Source organism: Ahniella affigens (assembly GCF_003015185.1).
Lineage (GTDB): Bacteria > Pseudomonadota > Gammaproteobacteria > Xanthomonadales > Ahniellaceae > Ahniella > Ahniella affigens.
In genome coordinates this window covers 68,577-86,076 of record NZ_CP027860.1, presented here as the reverse complement: position 1 = coordinate 86,076, position 17,500 = coordinate 68,577, and the positions used below count along the sequence as shown (strand labels likewise).

The following is a 17,500-nucleotide window of genomic DNA, read 5'->3' as shown; positions in this document are numbered from 1 at the left end:
TTGCCACACTTCAAGGCAGGTCAGATGCTGATGCTGTTCGGAATCAATGATGGAATCTGCAGTGCGTATTCCATCGGCCGCGTGGCATTGCGCTTGCGAATCTGTATCTCGGCCACGGCAAGCGCTTCCTTGAAGTCTTCGTTCAGCGGCCAAACGCGCGGATCCTGAAAATACGGAACCCGCGGATCCGGATCGTAGTGCCCGAAAGTGTCGTACTGCACTTCGGTCAGCAGGTACTCGAACGAGAAGGTATACAGCGCCACATCCAGCGCCGGATACCAAGGCAGGCAGTCCTGAACCGAATGCAGCACCATGGCGCGCGGCGGTGGTGGCGCATAGATCGTGCCGCCCACGGAGGGCATGTACGACATCATCGTGTACTGCGCATAGTTCACGGATGCATGCTGCGGGCCGGCGGTGTAAATGAGTTGCGACACCATCTCGCAGAGATAGTCGAAACTCTCAATGCGCACCGGGCGTTTGGGATCACCCGTATCGACGAGGCCATTCATGCCCTTGAAGCCACAATACTGCGGCAGCACAAGCTCGTTGACGAAGCCCTGCAGTTCGGTGTCATCACGCACCGCCTGATCGTTGACGTAGTAGAGCTTCAGGTAATTGCGGACCCAAGGCTTGATCGCAGCGTACAGCAGCAGCGTATCGTCGCGGAACGGAAACACCGGAATCTGATCAACACCACGCCGTTTGAACAGGCGTTCCGGATTCCGCTGGTCCCATCGATAATTGGCGTGGGCGTTGCCGACGGCCGCCAGCGTGTCTTCGATCTTGGGCCCGACGTTCGTGGCAACGACGCCGCCCGGCGTGATCAAGCTGTGAATCGCATCATCGTTGATGTTGATCGTGAACCGAAAATGCGGGAGCAGCAGCTTGAGCAGTGGGTGGGTTTCGGCGAGCTGGCGATGCGCGGCGACAATAAACGGCTCGACGATCAGATGGCAGTCGCCAAGATGGGCAATCGACTCGTGTTGCATCGCGCACGTCGCGTTGATGAAGAACTTGGCAATGCGCCATTTCAGCAGGCTGGCGTCGTTACCCCCAGCGCTGTTGTTTGGGGTGTAAATCGGGGTCGCCTCGGCATCAAAGTGCTGACCGAGCTGGATGGCGATCGGCTGCATCACCCCCTCGGGGCTCGGCGGATAGCCTGGTGGTGCCGTCGGATTCCAATAGAACAACGCGATGGGCGCCGTCAGATAGCGCTGTTCTCCGTGCAACGGGTCTGACGTTGCACCCGCAAAGACCTCGTAGTCCACGACATAAAGGCGGTGCTTGGCGATTGCGTCAGCGAGCGTCAGGGTCTGGTCGCCGGTCACCGACTGCAGTAACGCATCCGTGATCGGCATTTTCTTTTGCAAGTCGGCCAGCACTACGGTATCGCTGTCTGGCACCACCGAGCTCACCACGCCCTTCAAGTTGGTCGTGTTGTAGCCCGCAATCTGCATCCAACCGAAATACCAATCCTGCAGGCACGGCTTTTCGGTCGAGGTCATCCACGGCGCATGCGGCAGAGAAAGCATCGTCGGTGGCTTCAAGGCCCCGAACAAGGCCTCGTAGTCATCGATCGACTGCGGACGCAAATACGCATGACCGCGCTCGCCACGCAAGGTGTCGAACAACGTTGACTTGAGAAAGGCAGTGGGCGTTTTCAGCGTTTCAGCAAACACTGTCTCCAGCCCCTTGACCATTTGCTCCAAGTCACCGGGCACCCGCGTCAATCCTTCAAGCGCCTTGGCGGTGCGCGTCAAGGCCCCAAGAAAGGCGTGGATGTCCTTGATGTCCTTGATCGGATTCAAGATACCGAAGTCATGGACCAGTTTGTCGTAGGCGGCTTGCAAGGCCTCAATTTCCGGGCCAGGCAAGTCCCCTTCCAACTCGCGCTTCAGTACCGCGTGCACCGCTGCCTTGAAATTCTCAAGCATCGGCACGATGACTTTGAGAACCTTCTCGATGAACTGCGGCGAGAATCCTTCTCCGCCCGGAACGCCCGCCGACAGCGGGACCTGCTCCAGGTAGCTGTGCATGTAGTTGTAGTTGGTCCGCGCCAATGACAGCTGGAACTGGCGGGCATCACGGCCCGCGTCCGTGTCGAACTGCGGCAGCGTCGGCACCACATAGGTGTGGACCGGCATAGCAAGCGCACTCATCAATCGAGTCTCCTGGTCAGGTATTCGGCGCCTGCCCCCTTGGCTCGCGCCTCCGTGGAGTCTATCGGATCAATACGGCTGGAAGTCCAGCACCAAAAACGGTTCGGATTGGTGTCTCAGATCAGCTACGGCGGTCGACCAGCAGCGGCACCTTGGCTGTATGCGGATCATGATAGAGATCGGCAATGCTGACAGCGGTCACCCGCACAGCGGCCGTGCCCAAATCGTGCCGGAGCAACGCGCTCAAAGTCGTCTGGATCCGCTCGAGCGCTTCCGGCGTCACGGTGGTGCCGAACATCGGGACAACCTTGAGATGCGCAAAGTCCCGACCGTTTGCCATCGACTCCAGGTGCAGCTGCGCATACTCCGACTGCCCCGCAAGGGCCAACACTGGCTGCAGATCGAACGTGAGCTCATCAAACTGGAATGAGTGCGCATCACGCCCCCTGAGCTCCAGACATCGCTGACCATCGATTGATATCAGGCGGGCGGTATCGCCCAGGCGATACCGGAACACCGGAAACCGGCGCCGATAGCTATTGGTGACGGCCACGGACCCAAATCCATCCTGGTCCGGATCCAGGATTTCAACGACCACGCCATCCAGGATGCCGAAGTGACCAGGCGCAGCGCCAGGAGCTGACCACGCCCAAATTCCGGTTTCCGCAGCGCCGTACAGTGACAGGATGCGGCCAGCGCCCAAGCGATCCGCCAGCACCGCGCGCGTTTCCTGCCGCATCACCTCACCGGCATAGACCAGATTCGGAATCGCCAGCGTCTCTCCGGCGAGCGCCAGCACCTGCGCCAGTTGGCGAAGCTTGGAGGGCGTGCCCACAACGTGTGTCGGCCGGAATTTGCGAGCAATCGCAATCATGTCCTCATACTTGGCATGGGCACTGACTGCCAAGGTGGTCGCGCCGCAACGCTCCAGCAAATCATCGAGAATGGCTGCGCTGCGATACAGGTCAGAGTACCCCAGCACATTGAGGACAAGGTCGCCGGGGCAAAATAGGTCGGCATGCACCAGTGCCTCCGCCAAGGCTTTGCGCTGAGCGTGGTTTTCGTCAATTGCAACCGGGAAGATGAGGGGCGCGTGACTGCTTCCACCGGAGCGCACCAAATACAGGCCCCGCCGTTCGGCATGGACGTCAAAGCTGTCCAGCGCCGCCAGCAAATGCGATTTCTCGAGCGCTGGCGCGTCGTGCCACTGTTGCAAAGGCGAATACAAGCCTCGATAGAAGGGATGCTCTTTCGCCCAGGCAAAGCACTGCGCCAGAATGGCTTCGTCCCCCAATGACGCTGCCTGGCTCATGCCTCACCTCGACTCGACGCCCTCAGTGCAACACGCTGCAGCAACGTCGCGTGCGCAGCAAAGAACGCGCGCTGCTCGCTCGCGTCTTTCAGCGACCAATCGGCGTATTCGGTCCAGCGCGCAGCCAGTGTGCGGATCAGACGTTGATCGAAGGGATCGGTGCTGTCCAGATAGCGCGCAATGCTGGGCGGCGGCGGCAAGTCCTGCCAACGATGGCGAGCCTGGTGTGACAGGCTGTCGGGCAGGATCCGAAAGCGAATCATGGGTTCGGTCAAGAGGCCGATCCGCGCGTCTGGCGTGGTGGCGAGCACGGAACGCAAGACGCGATACCAGAAATCGATCCCTTCATTGAGTGTCGCGGTTTCATCGAACCATAAGCCACGCAAGTGCTCGCGGCGGATCATCACATTGCTTGCCCGCCCCATGAAAAAGTCCGGGCCCGTCACGGTGAGAAGCGGCGTCCGCAATTGCTGCAAGCCACACTCAAGCGCAGCGCATTCACCTTCCAATGCTGCCAAGTCAGGAAAGTGCTCGCCAGCAGGATCACTCTGATAGCCGAGTACGAGCATCGTAGGATCGCAGGCTCGGATCGCGCGCCGGATGCGATTGAGCGCCCCAGGTGTGTAGCAGTCGTCCGCGTCCTGAAACCCGATCCAGTCACCTGTTGCGTCCTGCAAACCCCGATTGCGCGCGTGGCTTGGGCCGCTGTTTCGTTCGGACAGAATAAGTTGTTGGCGTGTTTCGGAAAGCGGCTTGGCAAACTCCGTGAGCGCCTGTCGACACCTTTCGACGCTGTCGTCAGTACTCGCATCATCCACGATGATCAATTCCGCCGGCGGTGGCGCCTGATTTGCGAGCGCTGCAATAGTGTCACCGATGTAAGCCGCCTTGTTGTAGAGCGGCACAACGATACTGATGCGCGGCGGCTCCCCTGTCATGGCCGCACCTGCACCGGATACAGCTGGCCGCGACCCTGATGCACGTTGATGATCGCGTCCTGCGAACCACGGAACACGCCCGGCCCCAGAAAGCGTTCGTTCCAGCAAAGCATCATGCCCACCAAGTGCATGGCTGCGCCGCCAGACTCGAAATCGAGTTGGTCGAGATAGTCCTGAAACATGAAGGACGACCATTCGGCCTCGACCAATTGGCGCCATTCATGCGTCGCGCATTGCGAGCGGATCAAGGCATCGATCCCGCGACCGCCGCTGCTGCGTTTTGCGATCAGGTCCTGCGGCGCGGCAAGGAGTTGCGCACGCGCCGTTGGATCGTTGCCCACATGACTTGGAATGAGCCACGGTGTCAGTGTTGCCACGTCCTCGGGGCCAACCAAGTCGGTCAAAATGTCGCGATCGGACAGCACCGTGAGCACGCGCTTGTCGTGCACCAGAATCAGCGTGCGGACATCGTTTCGATACTGCCCGCCAGCAATCATGGCCTGCAGCACGGCGGGCTCGACCAGAGTGAGTTCACTGCGGTCCAACTCCAACAGACAGTGATCGATTGGATGCCAGGTCGAACCCTGCGCCGACATGATGGTGCCGTGCCGAATCTGCAATGCCTGCGGCGCTACGTCCCGCACGGACACGCCATACTCGGCGAGCACGCGCAACGCGCGATGAACCTCGGAACCGCGCTCCTGATGATGCACCAATGCGATGGTGCTGCCCGGCGGGTTACATGCCACCCACTGCGACCAGAAGGCTCGTGCCCAGAACGACGTGGGCACTACGGGGGCAGCGGGTTCACAGTCAGCAGTCGACACTGCCGCCTCCAGCAGCGCACTGATCACCCAGCCATTGAGCGGATATCGGGCACCGATTTCGCAAATTCTTGGGTGGCCTTGGGCATCAAATACGAAGTCTGGCCGGTAGCAACCAACCTGATACGGCATGCCGTCGGCGACGCTCAAAATGTCACGCATCGCCGGGTTGAGATCGTAGATCGCCCGAATCCTCGCATCGTGTGGGTAGTGCTGAACGACGGCACGCAACGCACGGTGCAACGCCCCGCAGCATTCAGCCATCGCGGCCACCTGGTCGGTCGACAGCACCACGGCGGCGTCTGCCATGGCGGGCAAGGCGCCGGGCCACCAGTCGGCGAGTGCCTCGGTCAAATTGACACGAATGCGATTGGCGTCACCAAGCGCCACTAAGTCAGGTGCGCCCCGCCAACTTGGACCATACCCCTCATCTCGGGCTTGGAATGACTGAGGCATTTCCACGAGTCAGGCCGATTGCGCCAGTACCGGAAGCGGTGGTCTGTTCGTGACCACCGGGTCGGCAAAGATCGCCGACATCACCGCCGCCTTCTTCTGCAAGTAGGCAGCGACGATGGCCGCCAGAGAATAGGATTCCAGCCGTGCACCGACGGCCTCTGCGTAGTGCATGATGGTGTCACGCGCATGAAAGAAATGGTTCTTTTCAGTGGGTCCACAATGCACACTGATCCAACCTAACGTCTTCGCCGCGTCGTGCGAAGAATGGCCGAGCACCACCTCAAGCCAGTGCTTGAATCGCGGCAAAATGTATTCCACCTCGCCGTGCGTATAAATCTCATGTACCAGCGTGGTCAACAACGCGATCATCAGATCGTCATCACGTAACGATTGGGTATCCTTCCACCCTTTGAAGGCGATCGCCTCTTTGGACAGATATTGCCGGGACAGCCAGCCGTCGTCGCCGACGATCCCGGTCGCCATGGCGTAATACAGCTCAGAGTGCAACACGCGATGGGTCACGGCGAGATCCTCGTCGATAATCCGATGCAGGCTGCAAAGACTCTTCAATAAAGCATCGCGATGCCTGACCGGCCGCCCCAGAAACGCGATCTGGCTCAGTCGGTTGCTGATGCCGGCAACGGTCATGGCGCTGTTGTTGGTTTGGCTCCAGCTTTGAAAAAACCGTCTGAGCACAGCCTTGGATTGCGGCGCACTGGTCAGGCGCTGAAAGGCGCCTTCAATAGCCTGAAACGCTTCATGGTGCGCGGCAAAGTTGGGCCGCAATTCGCTCTTCAAATACGAATCAGGCATGGAATCAAGAACCGGCAGAATGATTTCGCGAATGCCACTCATAGCCCCAAAGCTCCCCAAGATCGTCGCCGCCAGTCATGCAACCGTCGGCAGTGCGAAGCATCGCCCCTTGGCGCATGCTTCCCCAATGCTCGCGGCAATGCAGCCACTGACGCGATGTCTTGAGTCTAGTCCCATTGTTTCTGATGCTGCAACCTGCCGGGCGAATCAGACACCAAGTGCAAACTGCATAGGCACTGCATGACGCGGCGCGGCGATCCACGAATGGCTCTTTGCCATCGCGCTGATCCAAAGCGATGCCAACGCGCCTACGGCGTGTCTTGCAAATCCGAGGTTGTTGCGACCAGAAACACGCGCGTATCGGTCAATGAAGTTGGTTGTTCGAGCGCTGCGCCTGCGGTAATTTTCGGGCCCGAGTCCGGGCGTTGAATCGCCGCGCCGATTGCCTCCTCTACCGACTTCGTTTCGTGCCAACGGGCCAGCAACGGCATTGCGACGGACCAGCAAACGGCAAGCGTCAGACTGAAGCTCAGTAGCGCCTCACGCCAGATCATCGGTGGTTCACGGTTGACCCGGACCAGCCGTTCGCGCATGCGGGCAACACCGCCAGGAGTTGGGTCAAGCACTTTCCAGGCAAGCGATGGCTCAAATTTCATGAGGACGCTCCTTGTGCGAGTAGTATGCGCAGTTGCTGGAGCGCGCGGTGCTTTCGCGAACCAACCGTGCCTGCAGCGATGTTGAGTGCATCTGCTAGCTCGTCGGTCGACAGGCCGGCGAACTCGGAAAGCAGCAGCACATTGCGTTGATCAGCGGGCAGTTGTTCCAAAGCCTTTCGAAGCTGCGACTGCTCGGCGACCAGCTCAGGGTTTTCAGCCGACAACAACGTTGCATCATCGTCAGGCGCAAGTGCGAGAAACTGCTTGAAGCGTTGCCAGCGCCGACGGTTCTTGGCTTCGTTCAATGCCGTCCGATAAATCAATGCGTCCAACTGGTCACCGTGCACGCGGGCGCTGACCGCGAACACGCGCAGGAAGGTTTCCTGCATGACATCCTCGCAATCGGCGGCGTTCCACAGCCAACGATACAGCACATTGAAGAGCGGCTTCTCCAAGCGCTGGTACGCGCTGAGCAGCCGCTCTTGATCGATCGCCATGGGATCGGCTCAGGCTTCTGGTTGATCCAGCCGCAATATGACGACTTCCCACTGCCCGGGCTCAGCGCCTGCGGCCGTGCTCAAGACCAGATTCTGGCCCGGCAATACGGTGGTTTTGGTGCGGAGCCCACTGTCATTCGCGTCGTGTCGGACCAGGTTGAATTCGAGCACATACGCTTTGCTATCGGTCAACGCCCGCGCCCGAATCTCGGTGCCGCGGGGCGTTTTCAGTTGGGCGGTATCGGCATTGGTTGCGAGGCTGAGCTGGGCGCGGTCGCTCAGTTTGAAGCCCGCGACACCCAACTCTTGACGCAGCGCGTCGGTTTGGGTCGCGACGCTGGCCAGAGCCGGATCCGTCGCAGCATTGTCCGTGCTGTGCAGCAGCCAGACGCTCAGGTTGAGCGCTTGTTTGCCGAATCGTCCCGGCAAATCGCTGGCGCCCAGCGCCTTCAGCGCATTCTGGATGCCGGCGTGCACCGAAGGCGGTGCCAGGACCATGATCTGATCTGGTCCGGCCATTTGGCTGCTGCCCAGCTTTTTCTCGCCGACCGCCATGACATACTCGATGGCATTGTTGATTTCAATGGCGCGGTCGACCGGAACTGCATAGACCGCCAACTCGTTGGTTTCGGGCGCCATCGGCAACGGTACGCCAGGGCGAGTCGTAAGCCAGGCGCCGATCAGCGCTAAGCAGACGGCGGCGACGATCCAGATCATACGGTTCATGAAGGTTCCTTCTTGGGTCAAGGGCCGCGAATTGGGCCTGGTGTCTCGTATAACACCCAGGCCCGATTTTTCTTCCCGACCATCGCAACGATTTTCTGAAAGCCGTCTGGCTGCACCGGCATCAAGGCGATCGCGATGTCTTGGTCATTGGCCCTCAGCCAGCAGAAAATCGGCAAACACAAAGCCATCCCGCGTCACCACCTCACCCGGCTGGAGCGATAAGGGCGCCGAAAACATCGGCCCAGCAAGGACACAGGTGTGGAACTCACCATTTTCCCCGCAGGGATCTGCGCCCGTTGGCAGGCGAGCCAGAAAGTCCTGGTCAAACGCTTGCCCAGCCAGGTCAGCTGGCACCTGACGCGGATCAACTGCGGTCACGACAGCACGCAAGCCCGCGTCGATCATCTGGTGGGCGAGCGCGGTCGTATCGTCGCCCCAGATGGGAAACATGGGCTCGATCCCCGTGCCGGCAAGCAGCTGAACGCGATAGTCCCGCACGTCCGCCAGGAACAGGTCGCCAAAGGCCATACCCGTGACGCCGTCACGCGCAGCCGCGATCAGGGCTTGTCGCATGGCGCTTTCATATTCGGCGTTCGTACACGGCCAAGGCAGCGGCACCACATGTAGCGGCAGACCGAGCGCGTTGGCTTGCGCCTCCAAGATCGCGCGCCGCGTGCCATGCATGGCAACCCGATCAAAGGTTGCATTGACGGTAGTCACCAAGCCAACCACCAGCACACTCGGGTCCTGGCGCAGACAGTGCAGGGTCCAGGCGCTGTCTTTCCCAGAACTCCAGGACAACAAGATAGGTCGCGGCATCAGCAGTCCTCAACAAAGCGGGAGCGATCGTAGCGTGCACTGCCCTGCACTTGGCGGGCGATCTGGGCACGATTCAATCGTGTGAACAACACCGGTCAACAGCAGCCCGAACAGGCCGGATCAACCGCGAAAGCTCTGCAAGTGGATGCTGGTTTCGGTGGCGCTGACCCCTTTGACCTTGCGAATGCGCTCAAGGGTTGCCGCCAATTCTCCTAGATTCGCAACGCGAAGTTCGGCAAGTAAATCCCAACGCCCGTTGGTGTCGTGTAGCGCTGCGATTCCGGGCTCGCCAAGCAACGCTCGAATGACTGTTTGTTGGTTGCCCTCAACGGCAATCCCAGTCCACGCCCGGATTTCGTCGGGGTTCGCATCGGGTCGCAACTTGATCGTATAGCCGACGATGACGCCGGACTGCTCCAGCTTCGCGATGCGGTTGGTGATCGTGCCGCGCGCAACCTTGAGCTTGGCCGCAAGCTCAGCGATCGATGCGCGGGCGTTTTGCCGCAGTTGGGCAAGCAGTTGTTGATCGAGACTGTCCATTGGCTATTGTGTCATTTCGTCCTGCCATTTTGGTCATTATTGCGCATTCTGCATACATTTTTGCTCTTTTGCGCTGTCAGTGCAATCGGGACAATGGCATTCACGACACCCACGGAGACCGCCATGACGACGCTACTCACCACTCGCGACATCAGCCGTATGGTCCAGACGCTTGGGCTGCCGACAATGTTTCAGCGGATGCACGATTATTTGGCCACCGACTTCCGCCGCTGGCAGGATTTCGAAAAGTGCGCTCGGGTGGCGTCGCACTCAGAGGTGGGCGTTATCGAATTGATGCCGATTGCGGACGCCCGCGATTACAGTTTCAAGTACGTGAACGGTCACCCAAAGAACACACGCGAAGGCTTGCCCACGGTGATGGCATTCGGTGTTTTGGCCGATGTCGCCACCGGCCGGCCCGACTTGCTTGCAGAACTGACGCTGACCACGGCCATTCGCACAGCAGGTGCTTCGGTGCTCGCTGCCCGCGTGTTGGCAAGACCGGACTCGCGCAGCATGGCGCTGATCGGCAACGGCGCGCAAAGCGAGTTTCAGGCGCTCGCGTTTCACTACTTGCTGGGGATCGACGAAATCCGTGTATTCGACGTTGATCCGGCTGCGACCGACAAGCTGGTGGCACATCTACGCAACGTGCCCGGCCTACGGGTGATTCGCGCTCTGAGCACTCACGATGCCGTGCGCGGCGCCGATATCGTGACGACGGTCACCGCCGACAAATGCAATGCCACGATTCTGACGCCAGACATGATCGAACCGGGCATGCACATCAACGGCGTGGGCGGCGATTGCCCGGGCAAGACCGAGTTGCATGCGGACGTGTTGGCCAACGCGGCCGTATTCGTCGAGTACGAACCGCAGACGCGCATTGAAGGTGATCTGCAGCAAATGCCGGCCGACTTTGCCGTGACCGAACTCTGGCAAGTGCTGACCGGCGCGCACATCGGCCGCGCGCACGCACAGCAGGTCACCGTGTTCGACTCCGTCGGCTTCGCACTAGAAGACTATTCCGCGCTTCGCCTGCTGCGGGACACCGCCAAGCAGCTCGGGCTCGGCACTTCGGTGGCGCTCATTCCCGATCTCGCTGACCCGAAAGACCTCTTCGGACATCTGATGGGCAAGCAGCAAGTGCTGCCGCGGGCAGCTTGATTCACCCGCCAAGCTTCTCCAAGTCGTTCGGTGCCGCAGGCGAACGTTTAGGGAGGGTCTGAATCAGTCCATCCTGGACGTTCAGACCCGCAATGAGTCCGGCACATGTACGGACTCATTGCCTCAGAACCAAGCACTTGCGTGCTTAATTCTGGGCGGGCTAGCCATGGCCCCGCATCGCCTCTGAACGTGTTCAGCGGCTCCCAAGGCGATGTAACGAGAGTCATGTTAAACCCCGGGCCCAGTTACGCCATCCTAAGGCGACTCTGAACACGTTCAGAGTGGATGCGGGGCATGGATGTTCTGCGCGGCTTCAAGCACCCAAACCCCCAAGCACATGATCGTGGCGCATTGCGCGGGGGCCTGGACCGCCCCCAAGGCAGTCTGTTCGCAAGACTCGATGGGCCGACATTCCAGGGTGGACCCATTCAGTACCTTCGAATCGATGTCCACCCGCGACGAGCAACGATTGACCAGACAAGGAGACGACAGATCATGGCAGGGAATCGAGTCATCAAGGCAATCGCCTTGATCTTGTTGTTGCATGTCGGCCACGTTCATGCGGAGCGCTTCACTGAGGCGATGGATCAGGCGGTTCAGCACATGCTTGCGAAGCAATGGCCGGAAGCCGTATCGGCTTTCGATCGTGCAGCGTCGCTGGGAAATCTGGACGCAGGCCAACAATACAACTTTGCGTGCGTACTCGCCCTGAGCGGCGATCACGACCGCGCGCTCACTGCGCTCGAGGCTGCAGTCAATGCGGGCTACACCGATACGGACCACATGCAGCGGGACGCCGATCTGGCAAGTTTGCGCACCGACCCAAGATTCAACGCGGTGATCGAACATGCTGGCGCGCTCTTGGCATTCGACCAGCGCGTCTATGGCGCGAAGGCAATTGAAACCCCGTTTGCCAAGTCATTGCCGGAAGCCGAGCGGATCGCTGGCTTGTCCCGATTGTGGTCCGAGGCCAAATACAACTTTGCGAACTTCGATCTGGTCCCAAAGCTTGATTGGGACGCTCTTTACTTGCAGACACTACCCAAGGTGCAGCGGTCATCGAACACCGCCGACTACTATCGTGAGCTGATCGCATTTGTCGCGCAGTTGCAAGACGGACATTCCGGGGTTTTCCCGCCCGCCGCGTTGAACGATACGTTCTACGCGCGGCCGCCATTGCGCACACGTCTGATTGAGAACCGGGTGCTCGTCACTGAGGTGTTCCACAAGAGCCTGACTGACCAGGGTCTGCGACCAGGAACGGAAATTCTCGCCATCAATGGCAAATCGGTGCATCAGTATGTGTCGGAGTCGGTTGTGCCGTGGGTATCGGCATCCACGCCACAGGACCGCGATCAACGGAGCTTCGGGTTTCAGCTCCTTCAAGGTGACCTCGATCAGGATCTTGATCTCCGAATCCAAAATGCAGGCGAGGATGCGACCGACATCAACGTCGCACGATGGTCGCAAGCACAACGTTCGGCGCTGAAGGTTTCTGGAAAGCCGTCCTTCAGCTGGAAGATGTTGCCGGACAATATCGCCTATGTCGCGTTGAACGAATTTGAAAGCGACCAGGCCGCCACGCAGTACCTTGCGAACTTCGAGCGCATCAGCAAGGCCAAGGCGATTATCTTCGACGTTCGTCGAAACGGCGGCGGCAACGGTGGTGAGGGCTATCGAGTGCTCGCCACGTTGACTGATCAACCCATCCCCACGTCACGCTGGCAGACTCGAAAGTATGTGCCAGCCTGGCGCGCCTGGGGCTTGGTGCAGACACCGATTGCAGAATCCAACTCGTGGTCGGCCGATGGCGAACGCCATTACCAAGGCCAAGTGCTTGTGCTGACTAGCGCTGAAACCTACTCAGCGGCTGAGGACTTCGTGGGCGCATTCAAGAACATGGGACGAGGCAAGATTGTCGGTGAAGCCACCGGCGGCAGTACCGGGCAACCGCTGTTTCTGGCCCTGCCTGGTGGTGGTGGCGCCCGAATCTGCGCCAAGCGCGATCGCCTTGCCGACGGCACCGAGTTTGTTGGTCACGGCATTCATCCCGATATTCCGAGTGCAGAAACCGTCGATGGCTTTCGCGCGGGCCGCGATACGGTGCTCGACACGGCGATCGCCGCGATCAAGTAGAACCGTAAGTCGACCCTAATCGTCGACACGAGCGCATCTGGATATTCAGGTGTAGCCAACGGCGGCTCGACGATGCCTGACGCGACCAGACCGGGCGCCCCCAAACGGCTCGGCAGGCTGCTTTGCAACAGCCTGCCGAAGTTTGGCCCTAGGGAGCCTCTGAACAAGTTCAGAGGCGACGCAGGCCATGGATGGCCTGCCCAGAATCAAGCGCGCAAGTGCTTGATTCTGGAGCACCGAGTCCGGACCCCGGCCTTCGCCGGGGCAGGCTTGAGTGCCGGACTCGGTGTGGGTCTGAAAGTCCAGGATGGACTTGTTCAGACCCTCCCTAGCGACTTACTTCAGCGATTACCGCGTACCTGTCGTGACACTCCAGGTGTCACTGATGCCACCAACCGTTGCGATGGCATTGACGGTCGTGTTGGCGTTGGCAGACGCTGTCAGCTGCAGGCGAATCTGATCGCCGTTCGCCACGGTCCCGGCATTGGATGTGAAGGTGCCACCGTTCTTCGAGTACTTCACGCCAGCGCCACTCACCGTGATCGGGACGCTTGCATTGATCCCATTGACCGTAACCGAAGCTGATGTCACGGATTTGCCGCGGCGTGCATCGACGACATCGGTGAAGGCAAACACATTCGGTGTGGTGTCAACGCTGCCGGTTGTCGCCGTGAAGTTTGCGCTGACGCCGCCAATGGTCAGAGTCGCATTGACGGCTGTATTCGCCGCCGCTGCTGTGGTTACCCTGACTCGGACCTGGTCACCCGCATTCACCGTGCCGGCAGTTGTAACGAACGCCCCGCTATTGATCGCATAGCTGCCGCCGGTGACTGAGATCGGACTCGCCGTGTTGATCCCCGTCACGGTGACAGTCGGCGACGTCGCTGCGACATTGGTAGCCAAACCCGTTTGCGCGGCAAAGCTAAAGTTCGACGGGATGCTGTCAGCGGCTTCGGTGGTGGAGCGAAACAGACCACTGATGCCACCAATTGTCAGTACGGTCTCAGTTGCCGTGGCAAAGGTCGCAGCGCTGACGTGGCGGACGATCACGGTGTCCCCAGGATTCACGGTTCCGGCTACCGTTTGGGCAGAGCCGCCATTGATCGTAAAGCTCCCGTTGCTGACACTGATCGGCGTCGGCGCATTAATCCCATTGACCACGATCGGCGCAGCGCTGACCAAGGTCGCGATCGGAACGTTGTTGAGGTCGGTTGGATCAAATGCACTCGGCGTCGTGTCGATCGCTTCAGTCACCGACGTAAAGTTCGCGATTGCGCCGCCAATGCTCAGCGTTGCTATCGCGGCGGTTGAGAAGCTTGCAGCAGAGACGTGCCTTACGCGCACCGAATCGCCCACACTGATTGCGCCACTGGTGCTGACAAACGGGCCATTGTTGATCGAGTAAGTCCCACCCGTGACGCTGATCGCTGCCGCCGTGTTGATACCCGCTACGGTGACGACATTCGATGTTTGCTCGGTGCTGCGCGGCACATTGTTCAACGCTGCAAATGCATAGGGATCGGGAGTCGTGTCGGCGAACTCAGTTTGCGACACAAATGAGACCGTGCCCGATCCAACTGAGAGCGTGCTCGCGGTTTGCTGTGCAAATCCGCTTGCCGACGTATGTGAAATCTGTACGGTGTCACCCGAGCGCACGGTACCAGCCGAAGTCTGGTACGCACCGCCGTTGATCGCGTAAGCGCCGTTGACGATGCCAATTGATACGACGTCATTGATCCCGGTGATTGAGAACGCGGACGACGTCTGCAGCGAGTTGCGCGGCACATCTGAACGCATTGGCAGAACGGGAAGATTCGGGTCATCATCCCGCAACTCCGAATGTGAGATGAAGCTTCCGCTAATACCGCCCAACGTCAATGTGGTTAGCACCGACGTCTGGAAACTCGAAGCCGCCGTATGCTGAACACGGATTTGATTACCGGGGGCAATCGTTCCCGACGCGGTCGTGAACGGGCCGTTGTTGATCGAATAGCTGCCGTTCTGGACTTGCACCGGAATTGGCGTATTAAAACCTTGTGGCACGATTGCATTGGACGTCACGAGACTGCCTCGCACCTGGTTAGATTGCGCCGCGAACCAGAATGCGTCAGGCGTACTGTCAATTGCCTGGGTGGTCGAACTGAAGGTGTCGCTGACACCACCGATGGACAACACGGTGTCGACGGTATTCGAAAATCCATGCGCCGAGGTGTGACGGACCTGCACTGATGCGTCAGGTGCAATCATGCCTGGTTGCGTCTGGAAGGGGCCACCATTGATTGCATAACTGCCATTCTGCACCGAAATTGATGATGCCTGGGTGAGACCCAAAATCGACACCGGATTCGATGTGACTGTGGTGTTCGGGGGCACTGCAGTGGCATCGACGAATTGGAATGGCAACGGCATCGTGCCTTCGGCACCCGTCGTAGTGGTCATGCTGGCATTCTTGTCGCCGATGGTCAGGACCGTCACTGCAGTCGTGGCGTAGGTACTCGCACTCGTGTGCTGAACGTTTACCCATTCGCCATTCTCAACAACTCCAGGCTCGCTTGTAAAGGGACGTCCCTCGATCGAGTAGCGACCGTTGGTGATCGCGATGGGAACCGGCGCACTAATGCCAGCAACCGACACGCCCGCCTCGTAGACGGTGCCGAGTGCCACAGGAGAAAGGGTTGGTAGTGCGAAAGAATTCGGTGACAAGTCTTCAGGCGCGATGTCTGTGGTCGCAGTAACAGTCACTTCGGTCGGGCTTGAGTTTACGATCGAACTCAGGTGCGCCTGCACAACAAGTGGACCAGGCACGTGAGGTGCCTCGATGTCGAAAGAAATATCAGCGATTTGGCCAGCCCGAAGCGGCGCCAGAGTCCGACACGTCAGCAGTGCTGAACCACTACAACGCCAACCATAGTCGTGAAAATCGGTAGGTACTGCACCCTCAGGAAGCTCAATATTCAGTTCCAAGCCTTTCAAGTTGTCGACTTGTTGGGGCCAAGACGTCGAAAGGTTGCGAACTTGGAACGCATAGGTGATGACGCTACCGGCCAATGCACTCTCCGCCGCTTGGACGCTTAGTGACATTGGCACTTCCCGTTGTCCGCGCAAGCGTAGGACTGCAAGCACTGGCTCGGATCCACCATAGCTGGGGGGCAATTGGACCGGCACAAGCCCATTGCCATCGACATCCATGGCTAGGTCAAAAGCTTCAATCTGGCCGGGCTGGTAAGGTGGTAGCCAATCTGCAAGCACCGGAATCGGCAACATCGTCGACTGCTCGCTCAAGCCGATGAAAGGAATGCGCTGGTTCTCGTAGAGGCAGTTCAACAGAAGTCCGTTTACCGAGTTGCGCCCAACCGCGTTGCCGCGAAGATCGCAATACCCAGCATCAAGGTATACCGGCACATTCCACATTGGACCATCATCAACGTATGCATGTTCACCGATGTCATAGGCGACCGAATTGAAGTACCAGCCTTCTGGATTCCGAGCGACATCGAAGTGTTCGACGTCGCCGTCAATCAGGAGGTCTCGCCCCCAAACCTCTGGCTCCGACCAGGCGGGCGAGAAATCGGCCAGAAGCTCCATCTGATGCACTCGGTCGTCGAACGGACTGTCAGGGCTCGGCGCGAGCCAGAAGACTTGACTCGGCCAAACGTTGTTAGCGACGACTTGAGGTGTCGTCAATCGTGGACTCGCCAAGGCATTGACCTGGGTTTCGATACAACTCGGGCAGGTCGGCGTCCCCCAATGGTTGAACTCACGCAGCATTACCGCATGTCCGCCCCCAGGCGCTGGAGAATCCCAGACGACCAAAACCTGGTAGGAATCCGGATCGAACGATATCGAGGGTGTCTGCTGATCTCCGGTCGTGATCTGATTGACGAGAAAGGGCTCCGAGAGAAACTGAGCGTCGGCTTGCCAGATCCGCGCCATGATCCCGGTGCCATCTGTGTCGGCACCATCTTGCTGCCAGACAACCCAAAACGTCCCGGTATCGCCTAGCGCGACGCTCGGAGAAGACAAGCCAGTCAGCGGACCTGCGACAACATCATAGGCGCCAATCGGCTCTGCATGTTCGTCGAATCGCTGATACCGAATCTCGCGCAAGTTCGTGTCAGGGTCTTCAACAAGCCAAATCATGACCGTGTCGCCAGCAGGGTTGTTGGCAATTGCGCTGTCGAGCAAGGTTTGCCCAGATAGATCGTCAATCAGCAATGGCGGCGTGGCCAGTTCACCAGGGGCTGCCGATGCGATATTGGTGGAGAGGGCCAAGCCAATGACCCACGTAATCATGCGCTTTTTCATTGTGTCGTTATCCTGTCGTCAACGTCGCATTCGACGCTCCAATAGCATCTGCGATTGGCGGATCAGATCCTGCGACGGTTTGATCCCAACTCGCACCTATCTGCAGACGTTATCGCGTTGGGTCGATGGTTCGTTGATGTGGACCGTCA

Annotated in this window: 13 protein-coding genes; 2 read left to right on the top strand and 11 right to left on the bottom strand. The window is 59.3% G+C overall.

What is annotated here, in order from left to right; genetic code table 11:
* Window positions 1–20: 20 nt before the first annotated feature.
* From C7S18_RS00355 to C7S18_RS00310, 10 genes are all read right to left on the bottom strand, one after another.
* Window positions 21–2,162 (bottom strand): lipoxygenase family protein, encoded by a 2,142-nt coding sequence (locus C7S18_RS00355; protein ID WP_106889667.1) that lies wholly within the window; start codon window positions 2,160–2,162, stop codon window positions 21–23.
* Window positions 2,163–2,283: 121 nt separating this feature from the next.
* Complete coding sequence (locus C7S18_RS00350; RefSeq protein WP_106889666.1) at window positions 2,284–3,474, bottom strand: AMP-binding protein; 1,191 nt, start codon at window positions 3,472–3,474, stop codon at window positions 2,284–2,286.
* On the bottom strand, window positions 3,471–4,412 hold the full coding sequence (locus tag C7S18_RS00345) for a glycosyltransferase family 2 protein (protein ID WP_170113026.1): 942 nt from the start codon (window positions 4,410–4,412) through the stop codon (window positions 3,471–3,473). The genes C7S18_RS00350 and C7S18_RS00345 overlap by 4 nt, the downstream gene beginning before the upstream one ends.
* On the bottom strand, window positions 4,409–5,692 hold the full coding sequence (locus tag C7S18_RS24375) for a hypothetical protein (protein WP_170113025.1): 1,284 nt from the start codon (window positions 5,690–5,692) through the stop codon (window positions 4,409–4,411). The genes C7S18_RS00345 and C7S18_RS24375 overlap by 4 nt, the downstream gene beginning before the upstream one ends.
* A 9-nt stretch (window positions 5,693–5,701) precedes the next feature.
* Entirely contained in the window at window positions 5,702–6,490 is a 789-nt protein-coding gene (locus tag C7S18_RS00335) for a hypothetical protein (RefSeq protein ID WP_146151687.1), read from the bottom strand.
* Between the two features lie 323 nt (window positions 6,491–6,813).
* Complete coding sequence (locus C7S18_RS00330) at window positions 6,814–7,161, bottom strand: hypothetical protein (RefSeq protein WP_106889662.1); 348 nt, start codon at window positions 7,159–7,161, stop codon at window positions 6,814–6,816.
* Window positions 7,158–7,658 (bottom strand): RNA polymerase sigma factor, encoded by a 501-nt coding sequence (locus C7S18_RS00325; RefSeq protein WP_106889661.1) that lies wholly within the window; start codon window positions 7,656–7,658, stop codon window positions 7,158–7,160. Before C7S18_RS00325 ends, C7S18_RS00330 begins: the two co-directional genes overlap by 4 nt.
* Before the next feature lie 9 nt (window positions 7,659–7,667).
* Window positions 7,668–8,384 carry a hypothetical protein gene (locus C7S18_RS00320; protein WP_106889660.1) on the bottom strand — a complete coding sequence of 239 codons (717 nt, stop codon included), beginning with the start codon at window positions 8,382–8,384 and terminating at the stop codon, window positions 7,668–7,670.
* A 144-nt stretch (window positions 8,385–8,528) separates the two neighbouring features.
* On the bottom strand, window positions 8,529–9,203 hold the full coding sequence (locus C7S18_RS00315; protein WP_106889659.1) for a Dph6-related ATP pyrophosphatase: 675 nt from the start codon (window positions 9,201–9,203) through the stop codon (window positions 8,529–8,531).
* Between the two features lie 120 nt (window positions 9,204–9,323).
* The gene (locus tag C7S18_RS00310; protein ID WP_106889658.1) at window positions 9,324–9,743 is read right to left on the bottom strand and encodes an Lrp/AsnC family transcriptional regulator; all 420 of its coding nucleotides are present in this window, start codon (window positions 9,741–9,743) and stop codon (window positions 9,324–9,326) included.
* A 123-nt stretch (window positions 9,744–9,866) separates the two neighbouring features.
* On the opposite strand from C7S18_RS00310, the gene C7S18_RS00305 reads away from it, so the two are divergent.
* Together C7S18_RS00305 and C7S18_RS00300 are read left to right on the top strand one after the other, a co-directional pair.
* Entirely contained in the window at window positions 9,867–10,910 is a 1,044-nt protein-coding gene (locus tag C7S18_RS00305) for an ornithine cyclodeaminase (protein ID WP_106889657.1), read from the top strand.
* 495 nt (window positions 10,911–11,405) lie between these two features.
* The gene (locus C7S18_RS00300; RefSeq protein WP_170113024.1) at window positions 11,406–13,046 is read left to right on the top strand and encodes a S41 family peptidase; all 1,641 of its coding nucleotides are present in this window, start codon (window positions 11,406–11,408) and stop codon (window positions 13,044–13,046) included.
* Window positions 13,047–13,394: 348 nt separating this feature from the next.
* On the opposite strand, the gene C7S18_RS00295 is transcribed toward C7S18_RS00300, so the two are convergent.
* On the bottom strand, window positions 13,395–17,351 hold the full coding sequence (locus C7S18_RS00295; protein ID WP_106889655.1) for a beta strand repeat-containing protein: 3,957 nt from the start codon (window positions 17,349–17,351) through the stop codon (window positions 13,395–13,397).
* Between the last annotated feature and the right edge of the window lie 149 nt (window positions 17,352–17,500).

What these genes read in the sequence shown, in the direction of transcription:
- C7S18_RS00355 (WP_106889667.1), bottom strand. Translation starts at nt 2,162, where the DNA reads ATGAGTGCGCTTGCTATGCCGGTCCACACCTATGTGGTGCCGACGCTG.
- C7S18_RS00350 (WP_106889666.1), bottom strand. Translation starts at nt 3,474, where the DNA reads ATGAGCCAGGCAGCGTCATTGGGGGACGAAGCCATTCTGGCGCAGTGC.
- C7S18_RS00345 (WP_170113026.1), bottom strand. Translation starts at nt 4,412, where the DNA reads ATGACAGGGGAGCCGCCGCGCATCAGTATCGTTGTGCCGCTCTACAAC.
- C7S18_RS24375 (WP_170113025.1), bottom strand. Translation starts at nt 5,692, where the DNA reads ATGCCTCAGTCATTCCAAGCCCGAGATGAGGGGTATGGTCCAAGTTGG.
- C7S18_RS00330 (WP_106889662.1), bottom strand. Translation starts at nt 7,161, where the DNA reads ATGAAATTTGAGCCATCGCTTGCCTGGAAAGTGCTTGACCCAACTCCT.
- C7S18_RS00325 (WP_106889661.1), bottom strand. Translation starts at nt 7,658, where the DNA reads ATGGCGATCGATCAAGAGCGGCTGCTCAGCGCGTACCAGCGCTTGGAG.
- C7S18_RS00320 (WP_106889660.1), bottom strand. Translation starts at nt 8,384, where the DNA reads ATGAACCGTATGATCTGGATCGTCGCCGCCGTCTGCTTAGCGCTGATC.
- C7S18_RS00315 (WP_106889659.1), bottom strand. Translation starts at nt 9,203, where the DNA reads ATGCCGCGACCTATCTTGTTGTCCTGGAGTTCTGGGAAAGACAGCGCC.
- C7S18_RS00310 (WP_106889658.1), bottom strand. Translation starts at nt 9,743, where the DNA reads ATGGACAGTCTCGATCAACAACTGCTTGCCCAACTGCGGCAAAACGCC.
- C7S18_RS00305 (WP_106889657.1), top strand. Translation starts at nt 9,867, where the DNA reads ATGACGACGCTACTCACCACTCGCGACATCAGCCGTATGGTCCAGACG.
- C7S18_RS00300 (WP_170113024.1), top strand. Translation starts at nt 11,406, where the DNA reads ATGGCAGGGAATCGAGTCATCAAGGCAATCGCCTTGATCTTGTTGTTG.
- C7S18_RS00295 (WP_106889655.1), bottom strand. Translation starts at nt 17,351, where the DNA reads ATGAAAAAGCGCATGATTACGTGGGTCATTGGCTTGGCCCTCTCCACC.